Consider the following 14,285-nt stretch of genomic DNA (forward strand, 5'->3'; position numbering starts at 1 on the left):
TTGCACACCCAGAGCCTGCCCTGAAACACCCGGCCAAGGCAAGCCCCGCAGTGCTCCCGTGTCCTAGAACAGTTCACCTTTCGCCGCTTTGTCCAGCAACAGTGCCGGCGGCGCAAAGCGCTCGCCGTACTGCTCGGCCAGGTATTGCGCACGGGCGACGAAATCCTTCACGCCATATTGGTTGATGAACTGCAGCGCGCCGCCGGTCCACGCGGCGAAACCGATGCCGAAAATCGAGCCGACGTTGGCGTCCGCCGTCGAGGTCAACACCCCCTCCTCCACACAGCGCACCGTTTCCAGAGCTTGCACGAATAACAGCCGATCACGCACATCCTTTGCAGGAATCTGCCCGTCGGCCTTCTCGAAACGCGCCTTCAGTTCTGGCCAGAGATGCTTCTGCGCACCGGCCGGGTATTCATAAAAACCGCCGCCGGCCGCTTTGCCCGCTCGCTTGTACTCGTTGAGCAGCAAGTCAATCACGGCGAAGGCCGGATGCTCGGTCAGCGGTTTCCCTTCAGCCTGTAGGTCCTTGGCAGTTTGCTGGCGGATATGGCTCATCAGGCTGAGGGAAACTTCGTCGGAGATCGCGAGAGGCCCGACCGGCATGCCGGCCTTGCGCGCTTCGGTCTCAATCATCGGCGCGCTCACGCCCTCGCCGAGCATGGCGATGCCTTCGTTGGTAAAGGTGCCGAATACCCGCGAGGTGAAGAAGCCGCGGCTGTCGTTGACCACGATCGGGGTTTTCTTGATCTGCAGGACGAAATCGAAACCACGCGCCAGGGTTTCAGCGCTGGTGTGTGCGCCTTTGATGATTTCCACCAGCGGCATTTTTTCCACCGGGCTGAAGAAATGCAGACCGATGAATTTGCCCGGATCAGGCACAGCAGCGGCCAGCCCGGTAATGGGCAGGGTTGAGGTATTGGAAGCGATCACCGCATCCTGCCCCACGACACGCTGCGCCGCTGAAGACACCCGCGCCTTGAGTTCGCGATCTTCAAACACCGCTTCGATGATCAGGTCGCAACCAGCCAGATCGGCATCATTGTCAGTGGTCTGAATCCGCGCCAGTACTGCGTCACGCTTTGCCGCGTCCATCTGGCCACGGGCGACTTTCTTGTCGAGCAACGCCGCCGAATGCGCCTTGCCCTTCTCGGCGGCGGCGAGATTGATGTCCTTGAGCACTACGTCGATGCCCGCCGACGCACTGACGAAAGCGATGCCGGCGCCCATCATCCCTGCGCCGAGCACACCGACTTTCTGCGTCTTGTAAGGAACAAAGCCTTGCGGCCGTGAACCGCCGGCATTGATCTCATTGAGTTGAAACCAGAACGTACCGATCAGGTTTTTCGAGATCTGTCCGGTGGTCAGTTCGGTGAAATAACGGCTTTCGATCAAATGCGCGGTATCGAAATCGACCTGCGCGCCCTCCACCGCCGCGCAGAGAATTTTCTCCGGCGCAGGCAACGTGCCCTGGGTTTTCGTGCGCAGGATCGACGGCGCAATCGCCAGCATCTGCGCAACTTTCGGGTTCGACGGCGTACCATCGGGAATCTGGTAACCCTTCACATCCCAGCGCTGCACCGCCGTTGGATTGGCGACGATCCAGGCGCGAGCCTTGGCCAGCAGCTCGTCTCGGTCCGCCGCCAATTCATCGATCAACCCGGCCTGCAAGGCTTGTTGCGCACGGACTTTGTTGCCTTCGAGCAGATACGGCAGGGCTTTTTCGATGCCGAGCATGCGCACCATGCGCACCACGCCGCCGCCACCCGGCAGCAGGCCAAGGGTCACTTCCGGCAGACCAAGCTGCACCGACGCATCGTCGAGCGCGACCCGGTAGTGGCAGGCCAGACAGATTTCCCAACCACCACCCAGCGCCGCGCCGTTGATCGCTGCGACCGCCGGTTTGCCTAGGGTTTCCAGGGTGCGCAACTGTCCTTTCAGCGTTAGCACCATGTCGTAAAAGGCTTTGGCTTCGGGCTTGCCGACCTTGATCAGCTCGTTGAGGTCGCCGCCGGCGAAGAAGGTTTTCTTCGCCGAGGTAATGATCACCCCGGCAATCTGATCCTTTTCCGCGACCAGCCGAGCGACGCAGGCGGCCATGGCCTCGCGGTACACGGCGTTCATGGTGTTGGCGCTCTGGCCCGGCAAGTCGATGGTCAGCACGACGATGCCGTCCGGGCCCGCTTCGTAACGAATGGCTTGGTTCATGACACGGTTCCTTGAATGCGAGGGCTCAGAGGCGTTCGATGATGGTGGCAATGCCCATGCCGCCGCCGACACACAGCGTCGCCAGGCCATATCGCAAGCGCCGCGCCTCCAGCTCATCGAGCAAGGTGCCGAGAATCGCGCAGCCGGTGGCACCGAGCGGATGGCCCATGGCAATCGAGCCGCCGTTGACGTTGACCTTGTGCGGATCGACGGCCATGTCCTTGATGAATTTGAGCACCACCGAGGCAAACGCTTCGTTGACCTCGAACAGGTCAATGTCTTCGACGCGCAGCCCGGCCTTCGCCAATGCCTTGCGGGTGGCCGGTGCAGGGCCGGTGAGCATGATGGTCGGGTCGGTACTGGTCACTGCCGTGGCGACGATCCGCGCGCGAGGTTGCAGGCCCAGCGCTTTGCCCTTGGCTTCGGAGCCGATCAGCATCAGCGCGGCTCCGTCAACGATTCCGGAGCTGTTGCCCGGCGTGTGCACATGATCGATCCGCTCGACATGACTGTACACCCGCAGCGCGGTGGCGTCGAAACCCATCTGGCCAATCATTTCGAAACTCGGCTTGAGCTTGCCAAGACCTTCCAGCGTCGATTCGGCGCGAATGAACTCATCATGGTCAAGCAGAACGATGCCGTTCTGATCCTGCACCGGCACCAGTGATTTGTTGAACGAGCCATCGGCCCGTGCCCGCGCGGCTTTTTGCTGCGAATGCAGCGCATAGGCATCGACGTCGTGACGGCTGAAGCCCTCAAGTGTGGCGATCAGATCCGCGCCGACGCCTTGCGGGGTGAAATGGCTGTGCAGGTTGGTTTGCGGGTCCAGCGCCCAGGCGCCGCCATCGCTGCCCATCGGCACTCGAGACATGGACTCGACGCCACCGACGACCACCAACTCTTCGAAACCCGAACGCACTTTCATCGCGCCAAGATTGACCGCTTCCAGACCCGAAGCGCAGAAACGGTTGATTTGCAGCCCCGCCACGCTGACGTCCCAATCGGCGACCTGCACGGCGGTTTTGGCGATGTCCGCGCCTTGATCGCCAACTGGCGTGACGCAGCCCAGCACCACATCATCGACCTGGCTGGTGTCGAGCGCGGTGCGTTGCTGCAATGCGGTCAACAGTCCGGCGACCAGATTCACTGGTTTGACACTGTGCAAGGCACCGTCGGCCTTGCCCCTGCCGCGGGGCGTGCGTAACGCATCGAATATCAAAGCTTCGGTCATGGCGTCCTCGAACCTGTGCGGTGAGTGAATAGTTGTTGCCTCACTCTCGGCCGCAACGCCCAAGGATTCAATGACCACAGCGCTCAAAGCGCTTGACGCACATGCTCAGACGGACGGTCATCGGCCATCAGGTGAACCGGTTCAGGTCGCCGAGTTGTCTAGCCAGCGGCCAAACAAGAAGCTGGCAATACGCCTCATAGCATTTTAATCGCAGATCGCAGCAAAGACATATGAAATGGATCTAAGCCACGGTCCGTGTGAGCCCTAATGTAGAAGATGTACGTCATGGTCGTCGGGTTTTGCCGAGGCCAGCGTTCTTCAACAGGAAGTGCAGCGCGTGCCGTCATGGATATGCAGGCAGGCATCAGGAAATAACAATAAAGGCGGTCAAGCCATGTTCAAACAACCGAAAGTACGTCAAGCAGGGCTCATTCTTTTTGCCACGACGCTGTTGTTGATTTTGCCGAATCTGACCAAGGTCATTGGCTGAATCAAGCGGCGGATGCGATCAATCGCCAGCGAATAGATGACTGGCCCGCTATCCGGGCCCGTGCGGCTGTGCCAATCTTTGCGCCTTTCCACGACAGGGATGGCGTTCATTTGAAAGCGCTCATTGTGTTCGGGGCGCTGCTGCTCAGCACGCCCTTGTCAGCCGCTCAGCTTGATCTGCAGTTGGGCGCCACCGCGCGCACCTGGCAGACCGAGGAACTGCTCAAGCATCCTCAAGTGCAAACCCTGACGATCAAAGATGATGTGTCCTACAAAAGGGACATGACCTATCGCGTCGTGCCCATGGCTGCGTTGCTGACCGGCATCAAGCCGCAGGACCATCTGCAAGCGGTGGCGCTGGACGGCTTTGCCGCTGAGTTGGCGGCAGCACCGCTGCTCAACCGTGACGGCGCGCGAGCGTGGCTGGCCATCGAAGACCCGGCACAGCCATGGCCACCGCTAGGAGAAGGCAAACACAGTGCCGGGCCGTTCTATCTGGTCTGGAGCGATCCGCAGAAAGGCCCTATCAGCCCCGAACAATGGCCATTCGAAGTGGCGAGCATCAAGCGCATGGCTCCCGTGGCCGAGCGCTTCCCTGCCCTGCTGCCTGACCCGGCACTGAAGGCGGATGATCCGGTGAATCAGGGTTTCGCGCTGTTTCAGAAAAATTGTCTGGCCTGTCACCGTTTGAACGGCGCGGGGGATGCGCAATTCGGGCCGGATCTGAATATTCCGTACAACCCGACCGAATACTTCGGCGCGGACTTCCTCAAGCGTTACATCCGCGATCCGCAGAGCTTGCGTCAGTGGCCGCAGGCGAAGATGCCGGGGTTCTCTGCAACGGTGTTGCCGGATGGGGAGCTGGAGATGCTGGTGGGGTATCTAAAGCACATGGCTGGACGCAAGGTTAAGCCCTGACGCCATTCCTTGTAGGAGTGAGCCTGCTCGCGATAGCGGAATGTCAGTCAGCATTGATGTGTCTGACATATCGCTATCGCGAGCAGGCTCACTCCTACAGGGGTTATCTGTAAGCCTTATTGTTGCTGTACGGAAATGACCGGCGTCGGCGATACCAGCACCTTCGCATGCATCTGCTCACACCCGCCGCCACGGCGCATGCCGCGTACCGGGCAGGCATCCAGATAATCCAGACCCACCGCCAGTTTCAGGTGCCGCTCGGGCCGCGCCAGTTGATTGGTCACGTCGAAGCTGTACCAGGCGTCATCCAGCCAGGCTTCCGCCCAGGCGTGGCTGGCCAGATGCTCGCAATCCTCGCTGTACAGATAGCCCGACACATAGCGTGACGGAATCCCCAAACTACGGGCACAGGCCAGAAACGCGTGGGTATGGTCCTGGCAAACACCGGCGCGGCCGGCAAACGCTTCGGCGGCGCTGGTGTCGACTTCGGTCGAACCCGGCGTATAGGTCATGTACTGATTCAAGCCCTGCATCAAGTCGATCAGCGCGGTGCGATCACGGCGCTGCTTGCAGGATTTTTCCGCGAATGCGCGCAGCGCCTCGTCCGCCTCGGTCAGGCGGGTGAAGCGCAGGAATGGCAGCGCCGACTGGCTCTCGTGCTCGGCCTCGCGCAGTTCGTCGATATCGACCTGCCCGCGCGCCCCGATGATGATCGCTTCGTGCGGTTCATCCATGGTCAGCACGTGGAGGATATTGCCGAACGGATCGAGTTGCGCACGCACCGGACGCGGCAGATCGAGCTGCCAGCTCAGCACATGCTGACGTTCGCTGTCATGGGGTGTCAGACGCAGGTACTGGATGCTCGCGCGCACCTGATCTTCGTAGTGATAGGTGGTCTCGTGGCTAATGGAGAGTCTCATGCAGCCTCCAGGTAGGAACTGTGGATGGCGTTGCCCAGCTGGCGCACCAGCGGGATGAATTCGGTCAGCCAGGCGTGCAGGCCTTCCTCGAGGATTTCATTGATGCCGGTGTAACGCAGGCGCGCATCCATCTCCGCAGCCAGACGTTGCGCCGGTCGCCCGTTGGCACCGGGCAGCTGCGCGAGGATCTGGTCGATCTCTTCGGTGCAGGCTCGCAGCGATCGCGGCACATCGGCGCGCAACAGCAGCAATTCGGCGACATGTCGGGCGCCGGGCGCATCACGATAGATTTCGGTGTAGGCCTCGAAGGACGACAGCGCACGCAGCAAGGCACTCCACTGGTAATACGCGTGCGCGGTGCCGTCGCTGACGGCTTCGGCCTGATCGCCAGCCATTTCATAACGCGCATCGAGCAAGCGCAGCGTGTTGTCCGCGCGCTCGATGAACGTACCCAGACGAATGAAGCGAAACGCGTCGTTGCGCATGATCGTGCCGTAGGACGCGCCGCGAAACAGGTGCGAACGCTCCTTGATCCATTCGCAGAAACGGCTCATGCCATAGCGGCTCAGGCCTAGTTCCGCGATCCCGCGAATTTCCAGCCAGGTCGCGTTGATGTTTTCCCACATGTCCGCCGTGATCCGTCCGCGCACCGCATGAGCGCTGGCCCGTGCGGCGCCGAGGCAACTGTAGATGCTGGCCGGGTTGGCCGCGTCGAGGGCGAAAAAGTGCAGCAGGCGTTCGGCATGCAGCGCGCCGTGACGCTCCAGATAATCATCGAGGGTGCCGGTGATCAGTAGCGGCATCGCCAGTTCGTGCAAACCGTCGCCGCGGCCGTCCTGCGGCATCAACGACAGTGAATAACTGATGTCGAGCATGCGCGCGAGGTTTTCCGCGCGCTCCAGATAACGCGACATCCAGTACAGATCCGAGGCAGTTCTACTTAACATGGCAAGCTTCCTTCAATCCTCGACCACCCAGGTGTCCTTGGTTCCGCCACCCTGAGAGGAATTCACCACCAGGGAGCCCTCGCGCAGGGCGACACGGGTCAAACCGCCGGGCACCACCCGGGTTTCGCGCCCGGACAAGACAAACGGGCGCAAATCGATATGGCGCGGCGCGATGCCGTTTTCGACAAAGGTCGGACAGGTCGAGAGCGACAGCGTCGGTTGGGCGATGTACGCATGCGGCTTGGCTTTGATACGCTCGCGAAAGGCATCGATTTCCGCCGTCGTCGCGGCCGGCCCCACAAGCATTCCGTAACCGCCGGAGCCCTGGGTTTCCTTGACCACCAGATCTGGAAGATTGGCCAGCACGTGGGACAGTTCAGACGGGTTGCGGCATTGCCAGGTCGGTACGTTTTTCAGGATCGGTTCTTCATCGAGGTAGAAACGGATCATGTCGGTGACAAACGGATACACCGACTTGTCATCCGCGACGCCAGTGCCGATCGCGTTGGCGAGCACGACATTGCCGGAGCGGTAGGACGACAGCAGCCCCGGCACGCCAAGCATCGAATCCGGATTGAAAGCCAGCGGATCGAGAAAGGCGTCATCAAGGCGTCGATAGATCACGTCGACCGCTTTCGGGCCATCGGTGGTACGCATGAACACCTTGTCGTCACGCACGAACAGATCCGCGCCCTCGACCAGTTCCACGCCCATTTCCCGCGCCAGAAACGCATGCTCGAAAAACGCGCTGTTGAAGCGCCCTGGCGTCAGCACCACCACGCTCGGGTCGTCGATCGGGCTTGAGCTTTTCAGGGTGTCGAGCAACAAATTCGGGTAATGATCGATCGGCGCGATGCGCTGGGCCGAAAACAGCTCGGGAAACAGGCGCATCATCATCTTGCGGTCTTCGAGCATGTAGCTCACGCCGCTCGGCGTACGCAGATTGTCCTCGAGCACGTAATAGGTGCCGTCGCCGTCGCGCACCAGATCGACGCCGGAAATGTGCGAATAGATATCGCGGTGCAGATCCAGGCCTTGCATCGCCAACTGGTATTGCTCGTTGGCCAGTACCTGTTCGGCGGGAATGATCCCGGCCTTGATGATGCGCTGCTCGTGGTACAGGTCGGCGAGAAACATGTTCAGCGCCTTGACCCGCTGAATGCAGCCGCGCTCGACGATCCGCCATTCGCTGGCAGGAATGCTGCGCGGGATGGTGTCGAAAGGAATCAGGCGCTCGGTGCCCTGCTCGTCACCATAGAGCGTGAAGGTAATCCCGGCGCGATGGAACAGCAGATCGGCTTCTCGCCGTCGTTGCGCCAGCAGTTCATCCGGCGTATCGGCCAGCCATCGGGCGAACTCGCGATAATGCGGGCGAACCTGGCCGCCGGCATCGTACATCTCATCAAAATAGGTGCGGATCATGCCGTACTCCTTGTCACCCGGACATACAGGCCTTCGCAAGGCCCGTGCCATCGGCATAAACGCTTTGATTTCAATCGGTTGGATATTCACATCGCAGACACCGCACCATTCCTGTGCGACAAATGCTCCAACAGGATTGCCCCCGCTTCATTGCGACGCATTGCAACGCCTATCACCAGCATAGTCAGAACTGATTTCACTGCCCGGCGCGGCGTACGGATAATCCGCGCATTCGCTGCAAAACTTCGCCGTCAACAGCCTCGCGAAGTCGCCCGCTCAACTGACCTGGACTGCTCCGGCAGCCCGCCCGCTGTAGCCCTCAAGGGATTCAGTCGCGTATCGCTCTTCCCTTTTAGCCACCCTCTCCGGTGGCTTTTTTTTGCCTCGGATTCTTGTTTCAGGGTTTTGCCACAGCGTTTGCGCAGGGCACAAACTACAACGGCCGACCCAAAGGTCAGCCGTTGCTCAACAAGTCTTGCAAGCGATCAGTTCAAACGGTGGCGGTTGCGCACCTCCTGCTTGACGCCCCAGCCCTCGATGATGCCGCCCAGCGGTTCGACCACGGCGGAAAAGCCCTGCTCGAAATCACCGATATCGTCATAAGTCGCGTACATGACCTTGCTGAGTTCCAGCGACCAGGCGCCGTCGTCCCGCGCGCTGACCTGGGCATTGATGGATTCACCGCGATAGTTGCCTGCCGCCCTGCGCGCCCGCTCCTCGTCCGGGAAAATGGCGTAGAACTCGATGGGATGAAATCTTGAAAAATCGAAACCGCCTTCTTTCATGCGGCGCAGAACATTGCTGCTGATGTCTTCTTGATAGGCTGTGCTCATGAATCGTCCCCCTCGCATAGATGGATAGACTTTCCGTATTCCCGCCCCGGGCCTGTGGCCTAAGTACGTCGACAACGCTGCGGTTGCATGCGGGAAACAAGCATGTAGCTGACAAGACCAGACCTTAGCGATCCATTCGCTGATCTCCCTTGCAGAGTAGCCGCAAGAGAGCGGCGCTGCCAAGGCCTGGTTTACGAGATGACAGGAAGTGTTCAGATTGGCGTGATGCTGCGGATCTCGATGCCGTTCTGGGTCTTGAGGTTTTTAACGCCAGCATCGGCGGTGCGTCCTTCCAGATCGTTCAGATCCAGTTGGGCAGCCACCGGAAGGAGCCTTTCCTTGATCAGCCGGGCGGCTTCATCGTCGGTCGGGCATTCCTCACGTTCGAAGATTTCATCAACGATTTCACCATGATCATCCACGAAAGTGACTTTCCACTTTTGCATCAGTGCCTCCTCGATCAACCCGTAGATGGGCTTACCTCTATCTGGACGTTTTGCCGCGATAGTTGGTTCAAAAGGATTACACAGGGCGATGATCAAATTGCAGGAGTGAGTCTGCTCGCGATTGCGGTTTGCCAGTCACACAGATATCGACTGATAAACAGCTCTCGCGAGCAGGCTCACTCCTACAGCGGTACTGTGTTGAAAATCAGTTATTGCCCGGCTTGTTGATCGCCTGCAGCACGTATTGCGGCAAGGCGAATGCGCCGATGTGAATTTCCGGGTTGTAGTAACGGGTGACGATGCCGCTGCCGATGAAGCGCTGTTGCAGGGTCTCACGGCTGAGTTTGCGGTAGGCCGGGTTGGTCGAGCCCCAGGCGAAGGTCATCGAACCGCCGATGTAGGTCGGCACCGCCGCCTGATAGAAATGCCAGTCCGGGAACAGGCTGTTGAGGCGACCGGCGGTGGTCTTCACTTCGTCGATCTGCATGAACGGTGTGCCGTTCTGCGTGACCAGGATGCCGCCCTCGTTTAGGCAGCGGTGGCAGGCCTGGTAGAAGTTCTCCGAAAACAACACTTCGCCCGGGCCGATCGGGTCGGTGGAGTCGGAGATGATCACGTCGAATTTTTCCGTGGTGGTGGCGACGAAACGCATGCCGTCGTCGATCACCAGGTTCAGGCGTGGATCGTCATAGGCGCCGGCGGAGTGGTTCGGCAGGAACTCTTTGCACATGTCGACCACGGTGCCGTCGATTTCGACCATGGTGATGTGCTCGACGCCAGCGTGCTTGGTCACTTCGCGCAGCATGCCGCCGTCACCGCCACCGATGATCAGCACACGCTTGGCGCTGCCGTGGGCGAGGATCGGCACATGGGTGAGCATTTCGTGGTAGATGAATTCGTCGGCTTCGGTGGTCTGGATCACGCCGTCCAGCGCCATCACCCGGCCCATGCGCGGGTTCTGGAAAATCACCAGATGCTGGTGTTCGGTGCGCACTTCGTGCAGCAGTTTTTCCATGCGAAAACGCTGGCCGTAGCCTTCGTAGAGGGTTTCCAGGTACTCGCTGGTTTTGGTGACGGTCATGGTCAAGTGCTCCGATGAAATGCGCGGGCGCCAATCGTGGGGAACGATTGCCCGGGAAAGGCGCGCATTCTACGTTGCCGAAGATGACAGGTCGAACCTCACTTCACCGTCGGAGCACAATCCTTTGTAGTAGTGAGCCTGCTCGCGATTGCGGTTTGCCAGCCACAGAGATATTGACTGATAGATAGCTATCGCGAGCAGGCTCACTCCTACAGGGTACTGCGGTGATCCTGACATCAGGTCAGACCCGCACATTGCCCCGCGGTCCGGCAATCGCCCAGATGATCAGGCCCAGCACCGGCAGGAGGATGATCAGCAGCACCCAGACAATTTTCATTCCGGTGGACGCGCCGCTTTTCAGCACATTGATGATGGCCCAGATGTCGAGGGCGAGGATGATCAGGCCGATCAGACCGTTGAACGTGGAACCCATAATGTCGCTCCAGAATAGTGGCATGCACTTCTAGGATAGACGGCCTTGCGCAGGGTTCCGTTTTATTGCGAATCAGACGTAAACGGCGACCTTCAAGGCTTCGAGTGCCGGTGCAGCGCTGATGCCGAGTTCGGCGCACAGCTCCAGTACGCGCGGCACGTCGTTGCCGTAGACCAGCACCATCTGCAGTTCGTCGTCGAGCAACTGGCTGAAATTCATCAGCGTGTAGCCGCCATTTACCTTGTTCAGACTGCTCATCTGCACCTGAATGCGATTGAGCGCGGTCAGGGCTTCGGTCCTGGCCAGTTGCTTGGGCTTGAGGTTGAAGTCCACGCCGGGCCCGAACGAGGCGACGATTTGTGCGAACAGATCAGCGTAGGTATCGGCCTGGAACAGCACGGTTTCAGGCAGGCTGCCCACCACCACCCACTCTCCCAACGGAATCGGGAAAGTGTCGTCGTAATTGATGTCCGGGTTGGCGGTCAGAAAGGCGTCGGCATCGGCGTAGGCTTGCGCCGCTTCGTCTGCCACTTTCAGGATCTCGTCCTCGCCCATGCAGCCGGAGCTGATTTTGCTGATGAGTTCGACGAGTGCGGCTTTCATGAGGGCGGATCCTGTGGCGAAGGGAGATTTCAAGGGCGCGAAGGATAGCGCATTCTCTGCTTCGCCACAGTCCGGCGGGGCGGATTTCAGCCCAACAGCTTCTCGAGTTGCGCGGTGGTATCGACGGCACCCATGGTCCGCGCTGCGTCGAGCGCGGTAACGCCATTGGCATCCTTGGCCTTGGGATCGGCGCCCTTGCTGATCAGGTAATCGACGATTGCAACACGATTGAACATCGCCGCCATCATCAACGCGGTACGGCCATCAAAGGACGAACCTTCGATCTCGGCACCTGCTTCGACCAGCGCTTTGACCACCGCCAGATCACCTTTGAACGCGGCGCCGGCAATCGGGCTCTGGCCATTGCCATTGCGCATTTCCGGATCAGCCTTGTGCTTGAGCAACACATTCACGGCATCGACGTGACCGTAGTAGCTGGCGAGCATCAGCAAGGTGTCGCCCTTGCTGTTTTTCAGGTTCACCGGCAAACCGGCCGTCACCAAACGATCAAGCATTTCGGCATCACCGTCACGCGCCTTGTTGAAGACCTGCTCGGTGAATTCGGCAGCTTCTTCCGGGGTCATCTGGCGGCTTTGGTCGGACATGGGGCAACTCCACTTCGGTCAATCGGAAAGCCGACAGTTTCCCGAGGCAGAGGAAAACTGTCACCCTCTTTTTCCACAGCACAGCGATAGCCGAAATCAATAACGATGCTTGCCCTCGAGAATTTCCGCCAGCACCGGCTCGGTGACTCGGCTATACGTCTGCGTGCCGGGCAGCCACGCATAAATCGGGTCGCCCCCCGTCTGGCTGGGGTCGAAGCCTTCATTCTTGAGACGGGTTTTCTGGTATTTGAAGGTGCCGGTGGTTTCCATTTTCACCTTGACCCGCAGGAACAACGGCACCGCATAGGACGGCAGGCGCTCGCGGGCGAAGGCCAGCAGCTCGGCGAAATCCAGCGTCGCCAGGGATTCCGCTGGAGTGATTGCCGCCATCCCGGCGCGGCCGTTGGTGTCGGGGATTTCCACGCCGTACGCCACCGCCTCGGAGATGTGCGAGTGTTGCAGCAGGAGATTTTCGACTTCTGTGGTCGAGACGTTCTCGCCCTTCCAGCGATAAGTGTCACCGAGGCGGTCGACAAATTGCGCATGACCGAAGCCGATGTTGCGCAGTAGATCGCCGGTGTTGAAATAACGGTCACCTTGGGTGAAGACGTCTTGCAGCACGACCCTGGCGGTTTTCTGCGGGTCGGTGTAGCCGTCCAGCGGGGCTTTTTCGTCGATCCGCGCCAGCAACAGCCCCTCCTCGCCCTTGCCGACCTTGCGCATGAAACCATCGGCGCTGCGCAGCGGCTCGCCACTGTCGTGATCGTAGGCCACCAGCTCCCAGGCCATCAGCGAGAAACCGATGGTGTTGTCAAAGTTGAGCACGTTGGTGAAACCGATATTGCCGTCGCTCGCCGCGTACAGCTCGCAGATGTGCTCCACAGCAAAACGGCTCTTGAACTCGGCCCATGCGCCGGGGCGCAGACCGTTGCCGATCATCTTGCGTACATCGTGACGACTGTCGTCGGCACTCAGGGGCTGATCGACCAGATAGCGGCACAACTCGCCGACGTAGCCGATGGTGGTCGCGCGATAGCGGCGTACGTCGTTCCAGAACTGACTGGCGCTGAATTTGCGCCGGATCGCAAAACCCGCGGCGCCGTTGACCGCCGAACCCCAACACACGCACAAACCGGTAGCGTGGTATAGCGGCAAGGTGCAATAGACGACGTCGTCAGAGCTCATGTCGAGGGCGATCGTGCCGAAACTGGCGGAGCTGCGCATCCAGCGCCCATGCTTGAACACCCCGGCCTTGGGCAGGCCGGTGGTGCCAGAGGTGTAGATGTAGAAACACGGATCGTTGCAGAAGATCTGCTGGCTGCTCGGCGGGTTGTCGCTGCTGGCATCGGCGCTGGCGCTGATCAGGTTGATGAAGCCGTCGGGCGCGATGCCCGGATGGCTGAAGGTGTCCTGATCGGCCACGAACCAGATGCGTTGCGCGGCAATCGACACTTGCTCGCGGACGGCGGCAAACGCAGGCAGCAACTCGTCGCCGACCACGATCGCCACCGGAGCGACCAGATTGACACTGTGAATCAGCGTATCGCGGGTCTGTGCGGTATTGAGCAAGGCACTGACCGCGCCGACCTTGGCCAGCGCCAGAATGGTCACCAGCAATTCCGGGCGGTTCTCGATAAACACCGCCACTACGTCGCCCTTACCGATGCCCTCCCCGCTCAGGTAGTGAGCGATGCGATTGGCCCATTGATTGACCTGCGCGTAAGTCAGCCGCACATCGTCCTGCATCAATGCCGGGCCGTCGGGGTTGCGCAGCGTCGCTTGTTCGAACGTCCAGCCAAGACCGCAGCTCTTCGTCGGGTCCGTGACGTTGGCCGCTTTCATGCCCTTGACCACCCGCGGGATGGCTTTGGCAATCATCGGCAGCTTGCGGAGCATCATGCCCCAGGTAATCGTGTCGCTTGGCGCGTGACGCATGAAAGCTCCCCGTTCGACCTTGGCTGGCCGATGTTTTTATTGTCGGGCCTGGCTTGAAGCAACCGGCGCCTTCGAGCGCGGGTCGAGCTTGAAAATACGTCAGCGCTTTGCGGGCTGTACACGCGGTTTTTGCAATGTTTTGTATCCGCCGGTCGCGCGGCCCCAGCGACGATCTTCACTCCGGAATTTGGTTCCATGGTGCCAGGAATAATCC

14 protein-coding genes are annotated in these 14,285 nt (G+C 60.1%); 1 reads left to right on the plus strand and 13 read right to left on the minus strand.

From position 1 onward, the window contains the following. Positions 1-63: 63 nt before the first annotated feature. The 3 genes from ACYYKW_RS16300 to ACYYKW_RS16310 form a co-directional block, all read right to left on the minus strand. On the minus strand, positions 64-2,208 hold the full coding sequence (locus ACYYKW_RS16300) for a 3-hydroxyacyl-CoA dehydrogenase NAD-binding domain-containing protein (protein ID WP_464990551.1): 2,145 nt from the start codon (positions 2,206-2,208) through the stop codon (positions 64-66). A 25-nt stretch (positions 2,209-2,233) separates the two neighbouring features. After that, positions 2,234-3,439, minus strand: a complete 1,206-nt coding sequence (locus ACYYKW_RS16305; protein ID WP_336356816.1) for an acetyl-CoA C-acetyltransferase — start codon at positions 3,437-3,439, stop codon at positions 2,234-2,236. Positions 3,440-3,856: 417 nt separating this feature from the next. Further along, complete coding sequence (locus ACYYKW_RS16310; protein ID WP_464990571.1) at positions 3,857-4,039, minus strand: hypothetical protein; 183 nt, start codon at positions 4,037-4,039, stop codon at positions 3,857-3,859. On the opposite strand from ACYYKW_RS16310, the gene ACYYKW_RS16315 reads away from it, so the two are divergent. Then, positions 4,040-4,846 carry a c-type cytochrome gene (locus ACYYKW_RS16315; RefSeq protein WP_464990552.1) on the plus strand — a complete coding sequence of 269 codons (807 nt, stop codon included), beginning with the start codon at positions 4,040-4,042 and terminating at the stop codon, positions 4,844-4,846. A 116-nt stretch (positions 4,847-4,962) separates the two neighbouring features. On the opposite strand, the gene ACYYKW_RS16320 is transcribed toward ACYYKW_RS16315, so the two are convergent. From ACYYKW_RS16320 to ACYYKW_RS16365, 10 genes are all read right to left on the minus strand, one after another. Further along, positions 4,963-5,766: a transglutaminase family protein gene (locus ACYYKW_RS16320; RefSeq protein WP_093103152.1), complete on the minus strand. Its 804-nt coding sequence runs from the start codon at positions 5,764-5,766 to the stop codon at positions 4,963-4,965. Beyond that, positions 5,763-6,713, minus strand: coding sequence for an alpha-E domain-containing protein (locus tag ACYYKW_RS16325; protein WP_464990553.1), 951 nt, complete (start codon positions 6,711-6,713; stop codon positions 5,763-5,765). Before ACYYKW_RS16325 ends, ACYYKW_RS16320 begins: the two co-directional genes overlap by 4 nt. 12 nt (positions 6,714-6,725) lie before the next feature. After that, entirely contained in the window at positions 6,726-8,135 is a 1,410-nt protein-coding gene (locus tag ACYYKW_RS16330; protein WP_090282516.1) for a circularly permuted type 2 ATP-grasp protein, read from the minus strand. A 485-nt stretch (positions 8,136-8,620) separates the two neighbouring features. Continuing rightward, positions 8,621-8,968: a ribonuclease E inhibitor RraB gene (locus ACYYKW_RS16335; protein WP_093103154.1), complete on the minus strand. Its 348-nt coding sequence runs from the start codon at positions 8,966-8,968 to the stop codon at positions 8,621-8,623. Positions 8,969-9,180: 212 nt separating this feature from the next. Continuing rightward, positions 9,181-9,414 (minus strand): hypothetical protein, encoded by a 234-nt coding sequence (locus tag ACYYKW_RS16340; RefSeq protein ID WP_093103157.1) that lies wholly within the window; start codon positions 9,412-9,414, stop codon positions 9,181-9,183. A 205-nt stretch (positions 9,415-9,619) separates the two neighbouring features. After that, positions 9,620-10,495, minus strand: coding sequence for a polyamine aminopropyltransferase (speE, locus tag ACYYKW_RS16345; protein WP_090282513.1), 876 nt, complete (start codon positions 10,493-10,495; stop codon positions 9,620-9,622). Between the two features lie 241 nt (positions 10,496-10,736). After that, complete coding sequence (locus ACYYKW_RS16350) at positions 10,737-10,928, minus strand: PLDc N-terminal domain-containing protein (RefSeq protein WP_090282512.1); 192 nt, start codon at positions 10,926-10,928, stop codon at positions 10,737-10,739. A gap of 72 nt (positions 10,929-11,000) precedes the next feature. Beyond that, positions 11,001-11,531, minus strand: a complete 531-nt coding sequence (locus ACYYKW_RS16355) for a hypothetical protein (RefSeq protein ID WP_464990554.1) — start codon at positions 11,529-11,531, stop codon at positions 11,001-11,003. Between the two features lie 86 nt (positions 11,532-11,617). After that, positions 11,618-12,136 carry an ankyrin repeat domain-containing protein gene (locus ACYYKW_RS16360; RefSeq protein WP_394507755.1) on the minus strand — a complete coding sequence of 173 codons (519 nt, stop codon included), beginning with the start codon at positions 12,134-12,136 and terminating at the stop codon, positions 11,618-11,620. A 96-nt stretch (positions 12,137-12,232) separates the two neighbouring features. Next, entirely contained in the window at positions 12,233-14,071 is a 1,839-nt protein-coding gene (locus tag ACYYKW_RS16365) for a long-chain-acyl-CoA synthetase (RefSeq protein ID WP_464990555.1), read from the minus strand. Positions 14,072-14,285: the final 214 nt, after the last annotated feature.

The organism is Pseudomonas sp. 15C (assembly GCF_055484735.1).